The organism is Actinokineospora auranticolor (genome assembly GCF_041897805.1).
Taxonomy (GTDB): domain Bacteria; phylum Actinomycetota; class Actinomycetes; order Mycobacteriales; family Pseudonocardiaceae; genus Actinokineospora; species Actinokineospora auranticolor.
Genome location: NZ_CP154825.1, coordinates 3,109,729 through 3,126,368 on the forward strand (window position 1 = coordinate 3,109,729; position 16,640 = coordinate 3,126,368).

Here is a 16,640-nt window from a genome sequence, read left to right on the forward strand (position 1 = left end):
CGCGATAAGTTGATCACGCCCGGCGGTCCCGACCTCCTCACCCGGTTGTTCCCCTACGGCGTGGTGGTCGCGGTCACCGCCGTACTCCTCTTCGCCACCCGGCGCTTCCTGGGTGAATACCTCAAGAAGTCCGGGGCCAGTGCCTTCGAGCGCTCGTCCCGCTGGTACTCGCGCCGGGCCAAGTTCGGCAGGCGCCTGGCCAGCCGCTACGCGGAGGTGGTCGAACAAGACTTCTCCCGCCACGCCATGGGCTTCGTGATGGACGCGGTGGTCGACATCGACCAGGGCAAGTCGATGCTGCTGAAGAACTCGATGCTGGTCTGGGCGCGCCAGGTCCGCGCGGGCCGCGCCGCCAAGGTGCCGGTCTTCCTCGAACTCCACCGCTGCACCGGGTCCACCGACACCCTCGTTGACCTCATCGTCGCCGAGCGCGCCCGGTCCCGGGTCGACCGGGAGGGTCGCCCGGACCGCATCCGGGACCTGACCCTGCGCGGCCTCCGCGACGGCGCCTTCGCGCTGTTGCTCGACGGCCTCGACGAAGTGGGCCGCGACGACCGGCAACGAGTCTTCGCGGCCCTGCTCGACATCGCCCGCGAGTACCCGGGGTGCCAGTTCATCGTCACCTGCCGGGACGTGGTCTACCAGGGCCAACCGATGGGCGCGGGCTTCGCCCACGTGGTCCGGGTGGCCGAGTTCGACGACGCCGCGGTCATCCGGTTCCTGGGCAATTGGCGCGGCCTGGCGGACCGCGCGGAGGTCGCCGAACTGTTCACCAGCCTGCGCAACAACCCGGCGCTGATGCGCGTGGCGCGCAGCCCCCTGCTGCTGACGATGATCGCCTACCTGCACACCGAGGTCTTCACGAAATCGGGCAGGCGCCTGCCCACCTCCCGCTCGGCCTTCTACCAGGAGGCGATCACCCACCTGCTCGGCCGCGACACCGACCTCGGCCGCGCCGGTTCCCTGGCGGTCTACGAGGTGGGGGAGAAGCTGGCTGTGCTGCAACAGGTCGCGCTGCGGTCGATGGTGTCCGCCGACCGCCTCACCATCACCCGCCGCGACCTGGAGGCCACCACCAGGGAACTGCTGCCCGACCTCGACCTCGACGCGGGCCTCGCCAAGAACGTCCTCGACGAGATAGTCACCCGCAGCCAGATCATCACCGCCACGGACAAGAGCCGCACCGCCTACACCTTCCGCCACCTCACGCTGCAGGAGTACCTGGTCGCCGCCGAACTCGCCGGTGCCCCGGACGACCTGTTGGCCCACTACGCCGCCGATCCCCCGGCTTGGCGGGAGACGGTGAAGCTCTGGTGCGGCACCACCACCCGCGACTGCACCAGGGTCGTCGCCGAGATCTTCGGCGCCGCGGACCCGGCTCGGCGGGTTCTGGCCCTTGAGTGCCTCGCGGAGGCCCAGCGCGTCGACCACGACTTCGCCGACCGGGTGATCGAACACTTCGCGGGCAGCCTCGGGCAGGGGGATCCCCATCGAGAGGCCATCATCGCGGCCCTCGGTTCGGTCGCGGCGGACAGCCGACCTCGGGGTCGGCGGGTGATGGCCCTGCTCTCCGACTTGGCCGCGGCCGGTGGCCGGGCCAGGGTGGACGCCATGCTCGCCCTCTCCGCCTCCGGGCGCGTGGAGGCCGCGCACACCCTGGGCGGGAGCGGGCGCGGACGACGACGCGCGAGCCGCGTTGCGCGGAATGGGGGAGTTGGCGTTGCCCGCCCTGACCGCCCAGGTCACCCGGGGACAGCTCTGGGCGGTCGACGACCTCGCGGTGGTGGGCACCCCCGCGGCGGCGGACGCGCTGGTGCGGGTGATCTGGACCAACGACTGGACCGCGCACCGCGCGGCCTGGCGACTCGCCGAGTTGATCAAGGCCCCGCTCATCGAGCGGCAACTCGGCCTCTGCACACCGCCCGCGGCAGCCGAGCCGCGGATGACCTGGGTGTGGCAGCCGTTCGCCGCTGGGCGCCACGACCCCCTGCTGGTGATCTGCGGTCGGATCGCGGACCTGGTGCGCGCGGCCCCGCCCGGTCCGGAGGAGATCAGCGCGGACCAGCGCCTGGCCATCCCGATCGCGGTCGATTCGTTGCGCCGCAACCAGGGTGACAACGGGCAGCGGCCGACCGGAGACGACCACCGGCGCTGTGTCGCGCTGCTGGACGATCGGGTGAGAGCGGCCTTCGACCGGGAAACTCGCGGCCCGATCCCCACCTCGGAGATCAGGATCGCGGACTGGTCGAAGACGCGGGACACCAGGCCGCCAGGCGGGGGCGCGCGGGTCGCCGCGTTCCTGGTCCTGGCGCTGTTGGGCGCAGCGGCCGGATTCCGCTTCCTGGCGAACGTCAGCGTCGACCCGGCACTGGGTCCACTGTGGTTGAACTACCTGTTGCTCGGCGTTGGTGTGGCCGCCGTCCTGGGCGCGACCAAGATGAGCGGGATGCACATGTTCTCCCGACTCCTCCTCCTGACAGGCATGGGCGCCCTCCCGGGGCTGTGGCTCGTGGCCATCGTCGAGGGGGAGTACAGCCACGCGCTCGCTGGGGTCTCGCTCGCGACGGTGGCGATGCTGGTCACCGCCGTCGTTCTCCTCCTGGAGGCGGAAGAGCGGGAGCTGCCCCGGTTCAACGTGTTCCGCAGGTGCTTCGACGCGGCCGAGATCCAGGTAGGGGACCGGACCTCGGTCATCGGCGACTGAGTCAGGCGGGTTTGGCTTCCGGGCTCTCGGTGGAGAAGGTGATCACCACGCACAGGGCCAGGGCCGTGACGTGGGCCACCAGGAGCGGCCAGCTGACGCCGAGGGGTTCTTCCTCCGCCGCCGGGAAGATCAGCGCCACCAGGTCGTAGACCGTGAAGCCGAAGAAGGCCAGGCCGAGGATTTCGGCGAAGATCCGGCGCAGCGGCGGGTGGAGGGCGGCCACCAGTGCGAACGCGCCGAAGGCCAGGTGAAGGACGGCGGCCAGTGGGTTGCCGAAGGCGCCTACCGTTCCGTCGTCCGAGGCGCCGGGCATGATCGTGGCGCCGGTGGCGTAGGTGATGATCGCGATGGTGATCAAGCCCGCCGCGAGGAAGAGGCACTCCGCGGCACCCGCGACCGGGTGGGCTTGGTGGTGGCGCTGGGTGGGGACTAGTCGGAAGTGGTGGGCGTGGGTCGACATGGCTCCTCCCGAGGTGTGCTCTGGCTCACCCCGGCGTACCCGGCCCCGACCCGCGCAAACTGCGACCGCGCCGGCGGCGCTGGCGGCGCGGTGCACGGATCGATCTACTCTCCCGCCGCCTGCCAGCCCAGCAGAGCCGCGCCGACCCGGCCCGCGTCCTGGCCAAGGGCGGCTCGGACGACCTCCGGTCGCCGCTGGAACTTGAGGCGGCTGAGGAGTTCGTCGCGGACGGGCCCGACGAGAGCTTCACCCGCTTCAGCGACACCGCCGCCGATGACGATCACCGCGGGGCCGAACAGGGTGACCGCCATCAGCAGGGCGGTCGCCAGGGCGTCCACGGCGTCCCGCCAGACGGCGCGGGCGTCGGGGTCGGTCGCCAGGAGCGCGGCGACTTCGGCGGCGTCGGCGATGGTGCGGCCGGTGCGCTCGGCGTAGCGGCGGGCGAAGGCGGGCGCGGCGGCCAGCGTCTCCAGGCAGCCGCGGGTGCCGCAGCCGCAGACCGCGCCACCCGGGTCCACCACCACGTGGCCGATCTCACCCGCGTAACCGGACGCGCCCAGCATGCGGCCGTCCACCTGGACCGCCGCGGCGATGCCCGTGCCCAGCGGCAGGAACAGCGCGTCCGCGGCGCCCTTGCCCGCGCCGACGGTGAACTCCGCGAGACCGCCCGTCCGCACGTCGTGGCGCACCAGCAGGGGCACGCCGGTCGCCTCGACCAGCCGGTCGCGCAGCGGGACGTCCACCCAGCCCAGGTTCACCGCCGCCCGCACCAGGCCCAGGTCGTCGTCGACGATGCCGGGCACCGCGATGCCCGCGCCCACCACGTCGTGGCCCTCACCGAGGCGGTTGACGAGCTCGGCGATCTGCGCGACGTCGACGGTCTCCCCGGTCCGTCTGGTCGGCTCGCGCAGCACCTCGACGGCGCGCAGGTCCCGGTCGACCAGTGCCGCCTTGATCGAGGTGCCTCCGACGTCCACGGCGACCACGTGCCGCTCCGCTGTCATGCGTTTCCTTCCCCTGAGGCCGGTCAGTGCGCTCGAATCTGCTCGCACGCGCCACGAATACTGCGTGATCGGTCAGCCGATGCCAAGCCTGTCGGTCGTTGAATGTGCCTCGACGGGGCGATACTTTGCAACGCCGCGCATGCGCGCGGGGAACGCGGAGGTGGCGACGGGTGGACCGGTACGAGCGGCTGAGCGCGCTGCTGGACATGCTCGGTCAGCGCGGCAAGGTCGACGTCGACGACTTGGCTGGCGAGCTCGACGTGAGCTCGGCGACGATCCGCCGTGACCTCGACCACCTCGCCGAGCAGCAGTTGCTCACCCGCACCCGCGGCGGCGCGGTCGCCAACAACGTCGCGTACGACCTGCCGCTGCGCTACAAGACCGCCCGGCACGCCTCCGAGAAGGAGCGCATCGGCAAGGCCGCCGCGGCGATGGTGGCGCGCGGCGGCGTCGTCGGCCTCAACGGCGGCACGACCACCACGGAGATCGCCCGCGCCCTGGCCATCCGCCCGGATTTCAGCCAGACGGATGAACCGGCACTCACGGTGGTCACCAACGCGCTGAACATCGCCAACGAACTCGCCGTTCGCCCGCACGTGAAGATCGTGGTCACCGGCGGTGTCGCGCGGCCCCAGTCGTTCGAGCTGAGCGGCCCGCTGGCCACCCGGATCCTGGACGAGATCACCCTGGACGTCGTGTTCCTGGGTGTCGACGCGATCGACCCGCTGCACGGCGCCTACGCGCACCACGAGGGCGAGGCCAGCATCAACCGCCTCATGGCCGAGCGCGCGCGGCGGGTGGTGGTCATCGCGGACAGCTCGAAGCTGGGTAGGTACGCGTTCGCCCAGATCTGCCCGGTGTCGGCGGTGCAGCTGCTGATCACCGACTCCGCCGCGCCCGCCGACGCCATCAAGGCGTTCCGCGACGAGGGTGTCGAGGTCCGCACGGTCTAGTCGGCACGGACACCTGTGCCCGGTGAGGATGCCTCCGGCCCCCGGAATCAATTTTGCCGGCGCACCGACAGAACCGGAGGATCGACGGCGGGGCTGTGCACAACTCGCGGTCTTGGGGCGAGAGGGGCGGGGTGTGGTCCGATCAGGGCCTGGGGGCGGGGTTGCCGCTGGTGGGTGAGGTCGGCGAGGCGCGGGGCGGCTCGATCGGGTGAGCGGCCACGGGTGCCGCGCCGAGGTCGCGTCGGTGGTGGGGTGGTCGTTCAGCCCGGGTCGACGGCGGCGGTGCGGATCTTGGACATCGCCGCGCCCACCGAGGTGAGTTCGTCCGGGGACAGCACGTCGACGACCAGGCGGCGGACTTCGAGGACGTGGTCGCGGGCCGCGGCCTCCAGGACGGCGCGGCCCTTGTCGGTCAGCGAGGCGTGCACGCCCCGCCGGTCCTCCGGGCAGGCCGAGCGGACCACCAGGTCGGCGCGCACCATCCGGTCGACCGTCTGGGTGACGCGGGCCCGGGAGTGGCTGACCTGCGCCGCGAGCTCCGACATGTGCAGGTGTCCCTCGGACAGGTGCACCAGGATCTCGTACTCCGCCAGCGTCAACCCGTGGGTGTCGCGCAGGTGGCGGTCCACCCGTGCGAGTAGTCGACCTGCGCCCTCGACCAAGGCGCGCCAGGCTCGTTGTTGCGCGGGATCCAGCCACGGTGTCACCACCGCAGTCTAGGCACCCCGGGCCACTTGTTGACACGACAACTACGGCGGGCTAGGGTTCGACTAGTTAAGCCATTAACTACTTGGAGGACACGGTGAGCGATCAGGTCAAGGTCGCGGTCATCTACTACTCGGCCACCGGCAGCGTGCACGCGCTGGCCTTGGCCGCCGCCGACGCGGCGACCGGGGAGGGCGCCGAGGTCCGCCTGCACAAGGTCCGGGAACTGGCCCCGGACGCGGCGATCCAGTCCAACGAGGTCTGGGCGGCGCACGCGGAGCAGACCGAGTCCGTGCCGGAGGCGTCGATCGACGACCTCGAGTGGGCCGACGTCATCCTGCTCGGCAGCCCGACCCGCTTCGGCCTGCCCGCCGCGCAGGTCAAGCAGTTCATCGACCTCGCGGGCCCGCTGTGGGCGCAGGGCAAGCTGGTGGACAAGATCGCGTCGTCGTTCACCTCCACCGGCACCGCGCACGGCGGCCAGGAGACGACGATCACCGCGATCAACAACACCTTCTACCACTGGGGCGCCATCATCGTCGCGCCCGGCTACGCCGACCCGATCCAGTTCAAGTCCGGCAACCCCTACGGCACCAGCCACATCTCCAACAACGGCGCCAACCCGCCGGGGGAGACCGAGCTGGCCGCGATCGCCTTCCAGGCCCGCCGCGCCGTCCAGGTCGCCGCCCGGCTCAAGCGCGGAACCCAGGCGTGACGCTCTCCGGCACCCAGGTCGGCGAACTCGCCGCCGCCCGCGACCGCCTGCGGACCGAGCTGATGGTGGCGCGGGCGGACCGCCCCGCCAGCACCGCGCGCGGCATCCACCACACGGCGCTGCTCTCGGGTGACGTCCGTCGGACGGTCGAGTTCTACCAGGGCGTCCTCGGGTTCCCGCTGACCGAGGTGCTGGAGAACCGCGACTACCCGGGGTCCACGCACTTCTTCTTCGACGTGGGCAACGGCAACGCCATCGCCTTCTTCGACCTGCCCGGCCTCGACCTCGGCCCGTACGCCGAGGTGCTGGGCGGGCTGCACCACCTCGCGGTCTCCCTGGAGCCGGAGCAGTGGCACGCCGCCCGCGCCCGCCTGGACGCGGGGGGCGTGCCCTACCTCGAGGAGAGCGGCACGTCGCTCTACCTCACCGACCCCGACGGCGCCCGCATCGAACTCATCGCCGACCCCCTCGGCGAGATGTACGGGGAGAAAGTGACATGACGGCTGTGATCCCGGGCGTCGACCTGCGCCGCGCCACCGACCGCTTCGCCACCGACATCGGCTGGCTGGACTCCAAGCACTCCTTCTCCTTCGGCCGCCACCACCACCCCGACAACACCCACTTCGGCCTGCTGCTGGTCAACAACGACGACGTCGTCACCCCCGGCTCGGGGTTCGAGACGCACCCGCACCGGGACATGGAGATCGTCACCTGGGTGCTGCGCGGCGCGCTGGTGCACCAGGACTCCGAGGGGCACAACGGCATCATCTACCCGGGCCTGGCCCAGCGGATGAGCGCCGGGACGGGCATCCTGCACTCGGAGAAGAACGACTCCTGGCGGCTCTCCGGCGGCCCGCGGCACGACGACCCGGTCCACTTCGTCCAGATGTGGGTGGTGCCGGACGAGGCGGGCAAGGCGCCCGGCTACGAGCAGTTGGAGATCGACGCGGAACTGCTCGGCGGCGGCCTCGTGCCGGTCGCGTCGGGGATGGCCGAGCACGCGGGGGAGTCGGCCATCACCATCGGCCAGCGGCACGCCGCCCTGTACGCGGCCCGGCTGGCCCCCGGCGGTTCGGTGGCGTTGCCGGACGCGCCGTTCGTGCACCTGTTCGTCCCCCAGGGCGCGGTGACGCTCGAGGGCAGCGGCCTTCTGTCCACAGGGGACGCCGCCCGGATCACCGCCACCGGCGGCCAACGCGTGACCGCCGGACCCGAAGGCGCCGAGATCCTCGTGTGGGAGATGCACGCCACACTCCGGATCGGCTGAGCCCGCGCGTGGGCGGCACCCCCTCCGCCCACGCGCTTCCCCTTATGCGGTGGACGTTCTCCACACCCGCCCCCTAGCGTTCGCCCCATGACAGAACGACGCGCCATCCTCAGCGGCTCGACCTTCGAGGAACGGATCGGCTACGCCCGCGCCGTGGTGGACGGCGACCGGGTGCACGTGTCCGGCACGACCGGCTTCGACTACACCACGATGACCATCGCCGACGACGTGGTGGCCCAGGCCGAGCAGTGCCTGCGCAACATCGCCGCCACGCTCACCGAAGCGGGCTGCGGCTTCGCCGACGTGGTGCGGGTCCGGTACCTGCTGCCGGACGGCGCCGACTTCGAGCCGTGCTGGCCGGTCCTGCGGGAGTGCTTCGGGGAGGTCCGCCCCGCCGCCACCATGTTCGTGTGCGGCCTGATCGACCCCCGCGTGAAGATCGAGATCGAGGTGGACGCCCACCGCCCCACCGAGTAGCCCGCGCCGATCGCTGTCCGCTCCGGGCCATGTGGATAACTCGCGAGTAGCGGAGTGTGGGCGCGCTGACGGGGGCGGGTTCGGGTTAGCCGAGGAGGTCGATCAGCGGGGCCAGGGTGGCGCGGTGCATGCCCGGCGTGCCCAGGGCGATCTCGTTCGCCTTGGCGCGTTTGAGGTAGCGGTGGGCTGGGTGTTCCCAGGTCATCCCGATGCCGCCATGCAGTTGCACGCATTCCTCGGCGGCGCGGACCGCGACAGTGGCGCAGAGGGATTGGGCCAGGGAGACGGCCACGGCGGTGTCGACGCCGGTGGTCAGGGCGTCGGCGGCGTTGCGGGCGGCGGCTCGGGCCAGCACCAGCTCCTGCCACAGGTCCGCCAAACGGTGCTTCACCGCCTGGAACGAACCCACCGGACGCCCGAACTGGACCCGTTGGCGCACGTACGCGACCGTCGTGTCGAGGCACCACTGCGCCACCCCCACCTGCTCCGAAGCCAGGATCCCCGCACCGACCAGCAGGGCCCGCCGGACGGCGTCCAGGCCCGCGAGTCGGGTACCGGGGGCGGCGGAGAACTCCAGGTCGGCAACCGGGCGGGTCTCGTCGAGCGACGGCACGGGGGACACCCGCACATCGGCCGCCTCGACCAGGTACAGCCCGTTGTCGGCGGGCACCAGGAACCGGTCGGCCGCCGCCGCGTCGGCCACGCTCCGGATGGACCCGGTCAGGCCCCGCACCCCGACGACCGCGCCCCACGACGACAGCGGCACCGCCAGCACCGGCGTCCCCGACAGCGCCAGCCGAACCTCCGGTGTGTCCCCCGCGTGCAGCAGCGCCGCCGTGGCCAGCACCGCGCTGCCCAGGAACGGCACCGGCGCCACCGACGCCCCCAGCTCCTCCGCCACCACGGCCACCTCCCGGTAGCCCGCCCCCTGCCCGCCCAGCCCCTCCGGCACCGGCAGCGACGTCACCCCCAGGCCGACCAGCTCCCGCCACAGCCCCGCGCCCGCGCGGGCGGTGAGCAGGGCGCGGACGCTCGAGCGCAGGTCTTCCTCGACCTCGCTGTACCGCAGGTCCGGCTCGGTCATCGCGGGAGGTCCTTCCACGGCAGGTCCTTGTCGGCCCGGGGTTCGGCGGGCAGCCCGAGGACGCGTTCGGCGATGATGGTGCGCAGGATCTCGGAGGTGCCGCCCTCGATGGAGTTGCCCTTGGCGCGCAGGTACCGGTAACCGGCACCCCGCCCCAGGTAGTCGACGTGCGCGGGGCGGCGCTCGGTCCAGTCGTCGTAGCGGAGGCCGTCTTCGGCGAGCAGTTCGACCTCCAGGCCCGACAGGGCTTGGGCGATGCCCGCGAACGCCAGCTTCATCGCCGACCCCTCCGGGCCCGGCGACCCGGTCCGCAGCCGGATCCCCGCCAGCCGCAACGCCTCCGCGCGCACCCACAGGGCCACCAGCCGGTCGTGCAGGTCCGGGGTGCGGCGGTCGGGGTTGTCCCGCCACGTCCGCGCGACGACACCGACCATCCCGCCCTCGCGCGGCACCGGCCTGCCGCCGATCGCGACGCGCTCGTTCATCAGGGTGGTACGCGCTACCCGCCAGCCATCGCCCACGTCGCCCAGGCGGTCCGTGTCGGGGACGCGGACCTCGCTGAGGAACACCTCGTTGAACTCGGCCTCGCCGGTGATCTGGCGCAGGGGGCGCACGTCGACACCGGGGGCGGTCATGTCGCAGACGAAGTACGTCAGGCCCGCGTGCTTGGGCACGTCGGGGTCGGTGCGGCCCAGCAGGATCGCCCACCGCGCGTTGTGCGCGGACGACGTCCACACCTTCTGGCCCGTCACCACCCAGTCGTCACCGTCGCGGCGCGCCCGGGTGGCCAGCGCGGCCAGGTCGGAGCCCGCGCCGGGTTCGCTGAAGAGCTGGCACCACACCTCCTCACCGGTCCACAGTGGACGGAGGAACCGCCGCCGCTGGTCCGCCGTGCCGTGCGCGAGGATCGTGGGGGCCGCCATGCCCAGCCCGATGCCGATGCGCCGCGGGTCGTTGTCCGGTGCCCCGGCGGCCGAAAGCGCCGCGTCCACCTCCCGCTGCGCCTCGCGCGGCGCGGCCAGACCGCCCAGGCCCTCGGGGAAGTGCACCCACGCCAACCCGGCGTCGAACCGCGCGCGCAGGAACGCCGCGCGGTCGGTGGTGGCCGGGTCGTGCGCGGCCACCAGCGCCGCCACCCGGTCGGTCCACTCGCTCATCACGCCTCCAGTTCAGGGGACCAGCAGGACAACGGCCTCCGCGACGCACCCCGGTCGCGTCGACCCCTCGACCTCGACGGTGTAGGCGAACACGGCGATCACCCCGCGCCGGTCCGCCGCTGCCGACCGCAGTTCCACGCCGACCCGCACCCGCGACCCGACCCGCACGACCCCGGGGAACCGCACCTTGTTCAGCCCGTAGTTGACGCCCATCGAGAAACCCGCGAACCGGTAGACGCCCCGCCCGAGCGCGGGCAGCAGCGAGAGCGTCAGGTACCCGTGCGCGACCGTGCCGCCGAACGGGCCGTCGGCCGCCCGCTCGGCGTCGAGGTGGATCCACTGGTGGTCCCCGGTCGCGTCGGCGAACGCCCGGACCCGCTCCTGGGTGACCTCGACCCACTCACCGAACCCCAGGTGCGTCCCGACCGCCGCGGTGAGCGCGGGCAGCCCGTCGAACACGATCACGGCGTCAGTCCCTCGGCCCGCCCGCGACGTAGATTACCTGCCCCGACACGAACCCGGCCTCCTCGCTGACCAGGAACGCCGCGACCGCCGCCACGTCCTCCGGCTGCCCGATCCGCCCGACCGGGATCGCCGCCGCCGCACCCGCCTTGAAGTCCTCGAACGGTATCCCAACCCGTTCCGCCGTGGCCGCGGTCATCTCCGTCTCGATGAACCCCGGCGCGATGGCGTTGGCCGTGACCCCGAACTTGCCCAGCTCGATCGCCAGGGTCTTGGTGAAGCCCTGCAGCCCCGCCTTCGCGGTCGCGTAGTTCGACTGGCCCCGGTTGCCGAGCGCGGACGTGCTGGACAGGTTGACGATCCGCCCGTACCGCTGTTCGGTCTGGTACCGCTGCACCGCCCGGGTCATCAGGAAGGCGCCCCGCAGGTGCACTCCGATCACCGAGTCCCAGTCGTCGTCGGTCATCTTGAACAGCAGGTTGTCGCGCAGGATGCCCGCGTTGTTCACCAGCACCGTCGGCGGGCCGAGCCGCTCGGCGACCTCCGCGACCGCCGCCTCGACCTGCTCGGCGTCGCGCACGTCGGCGCCCACCGAGATCGCCGTGCCGCCCGCGGCCTCGATCGCGGCGACTGTCGCCGCGCCCGCGTCGACCGTGAGGTCGACCACCGCGACGGCGAACCCGTCGCGCCCCAACCGCACGGCCACGGCCGCGCCGATCCCGCGTCCCCCACCAGTCACCACCGCGATCCGCCGCGCCACCGCTCACCTTCCGCCTGGTCCGGACCTCATCGAGCAAGCACCCGGAACCTACCGCCGGAGCGGGGTGGTGGGGTAGCGGTTCGCGGGAGGAAACTCACCAACCGGGTGGCCCCGGTTGTTCCCCTAGGGGGTCGCTGGCTCGCCTAGGGGACCGACCCAGGTCGAAGATCCGGGTTGAGACCTGATTCGCCGGGGCCGCCGCGCTGACAACCTTCTCCCCAACACACGTTGAGTCCATTTCGTCCAGTGGGGGGAAATCCACTATGGCTAGGCAGATGTTCACCGTGCGGGTCGCGAGGTGGAGTGCTGAGCACCCCTGGCGATCCATCGCCGCGTGGGTGGTGTTCGTCGCGTTATGCATCGGCGTTGGGGGCGCCGCGGGGACCAAGACGGCCGACTTCGACGACAACGTCAAGGGCGAGTTGGCGGTCTACCAGCAGATCGTCGACGACGCCGGGTTCGACCGGCCGTCGACCGAGAACGTGCTCATCACCGCCCGCGAGGGCACCCTCGACCCGGCCGAGGGCGCCGCGGTCGCCGCCGAGGTCCAGCAGCGCATGGGCGCGCTGCGCGAGGTCGCGAAGGTCAGCGACCCGGTCCCGTCGCCCACGGGCACTGCGACGCTGGTCAGCGTCGACATCGCCGGTGACCGCGACACCGCGGACGAGCGCGTGCAACCGCTGCTCGACGCGACCGCCGCGGTCCAGGCCGCGCACCCGGACCTGCGGGTCGAGCAGGTCGGCGGCCAGTCGCTGAAGAAGGCGCTGTCGGACACCGTCGGCAAGGACTTCCAGCGGGCCGAGCTGATCAGCCTCCCGGTCACCCTGCTGATCATGCTGGTCGCCTTCGGCGCGATCATCGCCGCGGGCGTGCCGGTGCTGCTGGCCATGTCCGCGGTCGGCGCCGCGATCGGACTGTCCTCGCTGGCCTCGTACCTGGTCCCGGCCTCGGACAACACCTCCAGCATGATCCTGCTGATCGGCATGGCCGTCGGCGTGGACTACTCGCTGTTCTACGTGCGCCGCGAACGCGAGGAACGGGCCAAGGGCCGCACCCACCTCAGCGCCGTCGAGGTCGCCGCCGCCACCTCCGGTCACGCGATCGTGGTCTCCGGCATCGCCGTCGTGGTCGCCATGTCCGGCATGTTCGTGGCCAACGACGCCATCTTCTCCTCGATGGCCATCGGCTCCATCCTGGTCGTGCTGGTCGCCGTGCTCGGCTCCATCACCGTGCTGCCCGCGCTGCTGGCCAAGCTGGGCCGCTGGATCGACAAGCCGCGCGTCCCGCTGATCTGGCGGCTCGCCGCCCGCTCCAACGGCGAACCCCGGGTGTGGAAGGCGATCCTGCGCCCGACGCTGCGCCGCCCGGCCGCCGCGCTGCTGATCGCCGTGCTGGGCCTGCTGGCGCTGGCCTACCCGGCGCTGTCGATGAAGCTCAACTCGCCGTCCGAGGCGGACCTGCCGCGCAGCATCCCGATCATGCAGTCCTACGACCGGATGACCGAGGCGTTCCCCAGCACCGGCGCCGTGCACGCCATCGCGGTGCGCCTCCCGGCGGACAAGGTGGCCCAGGGCGAGGCCGCGGTCACCGCACTGACCGACCGGATCAAGGCCGACCCGGCGTTCGCCCACGACCGCGAGCCGGAGGTGACCCGGGCCAAGGAGGGGCGGATCGTGCTGATCAGCGCGCCGATCCCGGTCACCGCCAACGACCCGGCCGCCGACTCGTCGCTGACCTGGCTGCGCACCACCGCGCTGCCGCAGACCATCGGGACCGTCGCGGGCGCCGAGTTCGCCGTCAGCGGCCAGACCGCGGGGGAGAACGACTTCGTCGACTCGATGAACGAGTCGCTGCCGTGGGTGATCCTGGTCGTGCTGGTGCTGACGTTCATCATGATGACCTGGACGTTCCGCGCCCCGATCATCGCGCTGTCGTCGATCGCGCTGAACATGCTCTCCGCCGGTGCCGCCTACGGCGTGCTGGTCCTGGTGTTCCAGAACACCTGGGCCGAGGGGCTGCTCGGCTTCACCTCGACCGGCGGCATCACCGCGTGGCTGCCGCTGATGCTCTTCGTCGTCCTGTTCGGACTGTCGATGGACTACCACGTGTTCGTCGTCAGCCGGATCCGCGAGGCGCGGCTGGCCGGGCTGGACAACCGCGCCGCGGTCGCCAAGGGCATCACCTCGTCGGCCGGTGTGGTCACCAGCGCCGCGGTGGTCATGGTGGGCGTGTTCTCCGTGTTCGCCACGCTGAGCACCATCGACATGAAGCAGATGGGCGTCGGCCTGGCCACCGCCATCCTGCTCGACGCCACCCTGATCCGCGCGGTCGTGCTGCCGTCGCTGATGGCGGTGCTCGGTGAGCGCAACTGGTGGACGCCGCGCTTCCTGCGCCGCGAGGACGGGCTCGTCCCGGTGTCTGCGGAGGAGGAGACCCGCCAGCTCGACCCGGTTGGCTGAGTCCACTTCGGATGTCCGATCCGGACAGAGGAACGCCCCGCTCCGATGAGGAGCGGGGCGTTCGGCCCGTGGTGGGAGGAATCGGGCTCCCTCGTGGTTACCGGTGCACGTGGCGACGGCCCTTGACACCGGAAACCAGTGCCACGCCGATCGCCGCCAGGCCGACCTGGAACGCGATCTCGATCCAGTCGATGCCGTCCGTGGTGGCCACCCCGACGGCCCGCGCCAGCGCGGTGCCCAGCAGAGCCGCCACGATACCGACCACGATGGTCAGCCAGATCGGGATCGACTGCTTGCCGGGAACCACCAGGCGTCCCAGGGCGCCGACGATCAATCCGATGATCAGCGCGGTGAAGATGCCGGTGACGGTCATGACCTCTCCTAGCCTGTCGGTGGGGCCCCTATGGGTCTCGCTCACCCGGTAGATACCCCGTTTCGCGGGCACTCACGCATGGGCCAGGTCACGGTTCGGCGGCACGGTCCCGACCGGACACGCCCCCACACGTGTCACCAGCTCCGGAGCGCCTCCGCCGTGGCGGTGTCGGCGGGGAAGAACGACTCGATCGCCAGTTCCGCGACGGTGATGTCGACCGGCGTGCCGAACGTGGTGACCGTGCTGATGAACGCCAGGTCCCCGGTCGGGCCGCGCATCCGCAGCGGGATCACGACGTCGGCGGTGTGCGGGTCCAGGTCCGACACGGGGTCGTCGCACGGGTACGCGACGAGTTCGTCGTGCAGGTCGGTCAGCGCCGCGTCGGCGGTCAGCGCGATCTGCGCCCGCAACCGGGCCAGCAGGTGCGCCCGCCACGCGCCCAGGTTGGCGATGCGCGGCGCCAGGCCGTCCGGGTGCAGGCTCAGCCGCAGCACGTTCACCGGCGGCACCAGCAGCCCGGGCGCCACCCCCGCCAGCAGCGGCGCCAGCCCCGAGTTGGCGTCCAGCAGGTGCCAGCCGCGGTCCACCGCCACCGCCGGGTACGGCTCGTGCCCGGTCAGCACCTGCCGCACGGCCGCGCGCACGGCCACCATCCGCGGCGAGTCCAGCGGCTCCGCGCCGAACACGGGCGCGTACCCGGCGGCCAGCAGCAGGTGGTCGCGCTCCCGCAGCGGCAGGTCGAGGGTGTCGGCGAGCAGCAGCACCAACTCCCGGCTGGGCGCGGACCGACCGGTCTCCACGAAGCTCAGGTGCCGTGCCGAGATGTCCGCGCGCAGCGCCAGCGCCAGCTGGCTCAGCCGCCGCCGCTCGCGCCACCCCCGCAGCAGGGTGCCTACCGAGCTCTCGCGGGAAACCGACCGGGTCATGCCTCCACACGCTACGGGCGGCCCGATCGCCGGGCGATTACCCGGGAGGTAATCCAGACTGGTGGGCATGCGCTACGCCGACCGCGCGGAGGCCGGTCGGGTGCTCGCCGGGCACCTGGCCCACCTGCGCCGCGCCGACCCGGTGGTGCTGGGCCTGCCGCGCGGCGGGGTCCCGGTGGCCGCGGTCGTGGCCAGGGCGCTCGCCGCCGAGCTGGACGTGGTGCTGGTCGCCAAGGTCGGCGCCCCCGAGTCCCCGGAGCTGGCCGTCGGCGCGGTGGGGGAGGGCGGGGTCGAGGTGCGCGCCGACCGGGTGCTGCGCCTGCTGGCACTGTCCTGGTCGGACGTGACCGGTGTGGCCGAGCGGGCCCGGGCGGCGGTGGCCGACAAGGCCGCGCGGCTGCGCGGTGGCGCGCCGCCACGCGGGTTGGTGGGCCGGGTGGCGGTCGTCGTCGACGACGGGGTGGCGACCGGGTCCACCGTCGAGGCCGCCATTCGGGTGGTGCGCGGCCTGGGCGCCGCGTGGGTCGTGCTGGCGGCGCCGGTGGCGCCCGCGTCGACGCTGGCGCGCCTGCGCGAGATCGCCGACGAGGTGGTGTGCCCGCTGGCGCCGCGCGAGTTCACCGCCGTCGGTGCCTTCTACGACGACTTCACCCAGGTCACCGACGCTGAGGTCCGCGCGCTGCTCGATCGCTAGCGCCGCAGGGCGAAAACCGTCTCGGTTATCGCTTTCGTTCACCGGCTTGACGATTGCTCGATGGTGACCCCGGAGTCGGCCACGGCGGGCCCCAGCAGCTCCACGATGCGGTGCAGCGACGCGGGCGGGTTGCGCAGCACCAGCCTGCTGTCGCCGGGCAGCGTGCCCGCCGCGCGCAGCAGGGTGATCACACCGGACACGTCGATGAAGTCGAGTTCGGCGAGATCCAAGTGGACGTCACCCGAGGCCTGGCGGCACAGCGCCAGCAGCAGCTGCTCGAAGTCCGGGCGGGTCCGCAGGTCGGCGGGACCGGTGAACCGGGGTGCGGGGGACGGGTCCACGCTCGGCGCGGACACCGGTGGCTGCTCAGCGATCGCGGCCACCACCCCGGGTGCCGCGGTACGGCTCGGCGGTCGGGTTCGCGCGACGGGGCGACCTCG

At 72.3% G+C, this 16,640-nt stretch carries 19 protein-coding genes; 9 read left to right on the forward strand and 10 right to left on the reverse strand.

The genetic code is table 11. From position 1 onward, the window contains the following. The first annotated feature begins 9 nt into the window (after positions 1 to 9). Together V5P93_RS14160 and V5P93_RS14165 are read left to right on the forward strand one after the other, a co-directional pair. Positions 10 to 2,115, forward strand: coding sequence for an NACHT domain-containing NTPase (locus V5P93_RS14160; RefSeq protein WP_104475883.1), 2,106 nt, complete (start codon positions 10 to 12; stop codon positions 2,113 to 2,115). Between the two features lie 61 nt (positions 2,116 to 2,176). After that, positions 2,177 to 2,704 (forward strand): hypothetical protein, encoded by a 528-nt coding sequence (locus V5P93_RS14165; protein WP_146107868.1) that lies wholly within the window; start codon positions 2,177 to 2,179, stop codon positions 2,702 to 2,704. 1 nt (position 2,705) lies between these two features. On the opposite strand, the gene V5P93_RS14170 is transcribed toward V5P93_RS14165, so the two are convergent. Both V5P93_RS14170 and V5P93_RS14175 read right to left on the reverse strand, forming a co-directional pair. Then, positions 2,706 to 3,164, reverse strand: coding sequence for a hypothetical protein (locus V5P93_RS14170; RefSeq protein ID WP_104475887.1), 459 nt, complete (start codon positions 3,162 to 3,164; stop codon positions 2,706 to 2,708). 104 nt (positions 3,165 to 3,268) lie between these two features. Further along, positions 3,269 to 4,168, reverse strand: a complete 900-nt coding sequence (locus tag V5P93_RS14175) for an ROK family protein (RefSeq protein ID WP_104475889.1) — start codon at positions 4,166 to 4,168, stop codon at positions 3,269 to 3,271. Positions 4,169 to 4,338: 170 nt separating this feature from the next. Here V5P93_RS14175 and V5P93_RS14180 point away from each other — a divergent pair, with 170 nt between their 5' ends. Beyond that, the gene (locus V5P93_RS14180; protein ID WP_104475891.1) at positions 4,339 to 5,121 is read left to right on the forward strand and encodes a DeoR/GlpR family DNA-binding transcription regulator; all 783 of its coding nucleotides are present in this window, start codon (positions 4,339 to 4,341) and stop codon (positions 5,119 to 5,121) included. Positions 5,122 to 5,381: 260 nt separating this feature from the next. Here the strand turns inward: V5P93_RS14180 and V5P93_RS14185 are convergent, their stop codons facing one another. Continuing rightward, positions 5,382 to 5,828, reverse strand: a complete 447-nt coding sequence (locus V5P93_RS14185) for a MarR family winged helix-turn-helix transcriptional regulator (protein WP_219823866.1) — start codon at positions 5,826 to 5,828, stop codon at positions 5,382 to 5,384. A 95-nt stretch (positions 5,829 to 5,923) separates the two neighbouring features. Here V5P93_RS14185 and wrbA point away from each other — a divergent pair, with 95 nt between their 5' ends. The 4 genes from wrbA (at position 5,924) to V5P93_RS14205 (ending at position 8,285) form a co-directional block, all read left to right on the forward strand. Beyond that, complete coding sequence (gene wrbA, locus V5P93_RS14190; RefSeq protein WP_104475895.1) at positions 5,924 to 6,541, forward strand: NAD(P)H:quinone oxidoreductase; 618 nt, start codon at positions 5,924 to 5,926, stop codon at positions 6,539 to 6,541. 62 nt (positions 6,542 to 6,603) lie between these two features. Next, the gene (locus V5P93_RS14195; protein WP_104476708.1) at positions 6,604 to 7,041 is read left to right on the forward strand and encodes a VOC family protein; all 438 of its coding nucleotides are present in this window, start codon (positions 6,604 to 6,606) and stop codon (positions 7,039 to 7,041) included. After that, the gene (locus V5P93_RS14200; protein ID WP_104475896.1) at positions 7,038 to 7,808 is read left to right on the forward strand and encodes a pirin family protein; all 771 of its coding nucleotides are present in this window, start codon (positions 7,038 to 7,040) and stop codon (positions 7,806 to 7,808) included. Before V5P93_RS14195 ends, V5P93_RS14200 begins: the two co-directional genes overlap by 4 nt. Positions 7,809 to 7,895: 87 nt before the next feature. After that, a complete protein-coding gene (locus V5P93_RS14205; protein WP_104475898.1) occupies positions 7,896 to 8,285 on the forward strand; it encodes a RidA family protein in 390 nt (129 codons plus the stop codon). Between the two features lie 85 nt (positions 8,286 to 8,370). Here V5P93_RS14205 and V5P93_RS14210 read toward each other — a convergent pair whose 3' ends face one another. From V5P93_RS14210 to fabG, 4 genes are read right to left on the reverse strand one after another with little or no spacing between them, the layout of a single operon-like run. Further along, a complete protein-coding gene (locus V5P93_RS14210) occupies positions 8,371 to 9,369 on the reverse strand; it encodes an acyl-CoA dehydrogenase family protein (protein ID WP_104475900.1) in 999 nt (332 codons plus the stop codon). Then, positions 9,366 to 10,526 (reverse strand): acyl-CoA dehydrogenase family protein, encoded by a 1,161-nt coding sequence (locus V5P93_RS14215; protein WP_104475901.1) that lies wholly within the window; start codon positions 10,524 to 10,526, stop codon positions 9,366 to 9,368. The genes V5P93_RS14210 and V5P93_RS14215 overlap by 4 nt, the downstream gene beginning before the upstream one ends. Before the next feature lie 12 nt (positions 10,527 to 10,538). Continuing rightward, positions 10,539 to 10,991 (reverse strand): MaoC family dehydratase, encoded by a 453-nt coding sequence (locus V5P93_RS14220; protein WP_104475903.1) that lies wholly within the window; start codon positions 10,989 to 10,991, stop codon positions 10,539 to 10,541. Positions 10,992 to 10,995: 4 nt separating this feature from the next. Next, positions 10,996 to 11,748, reverse strand: coding sequence for a 3-oxoacyl-ACP reductase FabG (gene fabG / locus V5P93_RS14225; RefSeq protein WP_104475905.1), 753 nt, complete (start codon positions 11,746 to 11,748; stop codon positions 10,996 to 10,998). A gap of 263 nt (positions 11,749 to 12,011) precedes the next feature. On the opposite strand from fabG, the gene V5P93_RS14230 reads away from it, so the two are divergent. Next, positions 12,012 to 14,207 carry an MMPL family transporter gene (locus V5P93_RS14230; protein ID WP_104475906.1) on the forward strand — a complete coding sequence of 732 codons (2,196 nt, stop codon included), beginning with the start codon at positions 12,012 to 12,014 and terminating at the stop codon, positions 14,205 to 14,207. A 97-nt stretch (positions 14,208 to 14,304) separates the two neighbouring features. Here V5P93_RS14230 and V5P93_RS14235 read toward each other — a convergent pair whose 3' ends face one another. Next, positions 14,305 to 14,580, reverse strand: coding sequence for a GlsB/YeaQ/YmgE family stress response membrane protein (locus tag V5P93_RS14235; RefSeq protein ID WP_104475908.1), 276 nt, complete (start codon positions 14,578 to 14,580; stop codon positions 14,305 to 14,307). A gap of 134 nt (positions 14,581 to 14,714) precedes the next feature. Continuing rightward, positions 14,715 to 15,506 (reverse strand): helix-turn-helix domain-containing protein, encoded by a 792-nt coding sequence (locus V5P93_RS14240; RefSeq protein ID WP_104475910.1) that lies wholly within the window; start codon positions 15,504 to 15,506, stop codon positions 14,715 to 14,717. A 67-nt stretch (positions 15,507 to 15,573) separates the two neighbouring features. Here V5P93_RS14240 and V5P93_RS14245 point away from each other — a divergent pair, with 67 nt between their 5' ends. Then, the gene (locus tag V5P93_RS14245; RefSeq protein ID WP_104476710.1) at positions 15,574 to 16,200 is read left to right on the forward strand and encodes a phosphoribosyltransferase; all 627 of its coding nucleotides are present in this window, start codon (positions 15,574 to 15,576) and stop codon (positions 16,198 to 16,200) included. Between the two features lie 38 nt (positions 16,201 to 16,238). Here the strand turns inward: V5P93_RS14245 and V5P93_RS14250 are convergent, their stop codons facing one another. Next, positions 16,239 to 16,556, reverse strand: a complete 318-nt coding sequence (locus V5P93_RS14250) for an STAS domain-containing protein (protein ID WP_181043247.1) — start codon at positions 16,554 to 16,556, stop codon at positions 16,239 to 16,241. Positions 16,557 to 16,640: the final 84 nt, after the last annotated feature.

Excerpts from the sequence above, each read along its gene's own strand:
- V5P93_RS14240 (WP_104475910.1), bottom strand. The coding sequence starts at position 15,506 with ATGACCCGGTCGGTTTCCCGCGAGAGCTCGGTAGGCACCCTGCTGCGG.
- V5P93_RS14170 (WP_104475887.1), bottom strand. The coding sequence starts at position 3,164 with ATGTCGACCCACGCCCACCACTTCCGACTAGTCCCCACCCAGCGCCAC.
- V5P93_RS14210 (WP_104475900.1), bottom strand. The coding sequence starts at position 9,369 with ATGACCGAGCCGGACCTGCGGTACAGCGAGGTCGAGGAAGACCTGCGC.
- V5P93_RS14230 (WP_104475906.1), top strand. The coding sequence starts at position 12,012 with ATGGCTAGGCAGATGTTCACCGTGCGGGTCGCGAGGTGGAGTGCTGAG.
- V5P93_RS14235 (WP_104475908.1), bottom strand. The coding sequence starts at position 14,580 with ATGACCGTCACCGGCATCTTCACCGCGCTGATCATCGGATTGATCGTC.
- V5P93_RS14245 (WP_104476710.1), top strand. The coding sequence starts at position 15,574 with ATGCGCTACGCCGACCGCGCGGAGGCCGGTCGGGTGCTCGCCGGGCAC.
- V5P93_RS14200 (WP_104475896.1), top strand. The coding sequence starts at position 7,038 with ATGACGGCTGTGATCCCGGGCGTCGACCTGCGCCGCGCCACCGACCGC.
- V5P93_RS14175 (WP_104475889.1), bottom strand. The coding sequence starts at position 4,168 with ATGACAGCGGAGCGGCACGTGGTCGCCGTGGACGTCGGAGGCACCTCG.
- V5P93_RS14205 (WP_104475898.1), top strand. The coding sequence starts at position 7,896 with ATGACAGAACGACGCGCCATCCTCAGCGGCTCGACCTTCGAGGAACGG.
- V5P93_RS14215 (WP_104475901.1), bottom strand. The coding sequence starts at position 10,526 with ATGAGCGAGTGGACCGACCGGGTGGCGGCGCTGGTGGCCGCGCACGAC.
- V5P93_RS14195 (WP_104476708.1), top strand. The coding sequence starts at position 6,604 with ATGGTGGCGCGGGCGGACCGCCCCGCCAGCACCGCGCGCGGCATCCAC.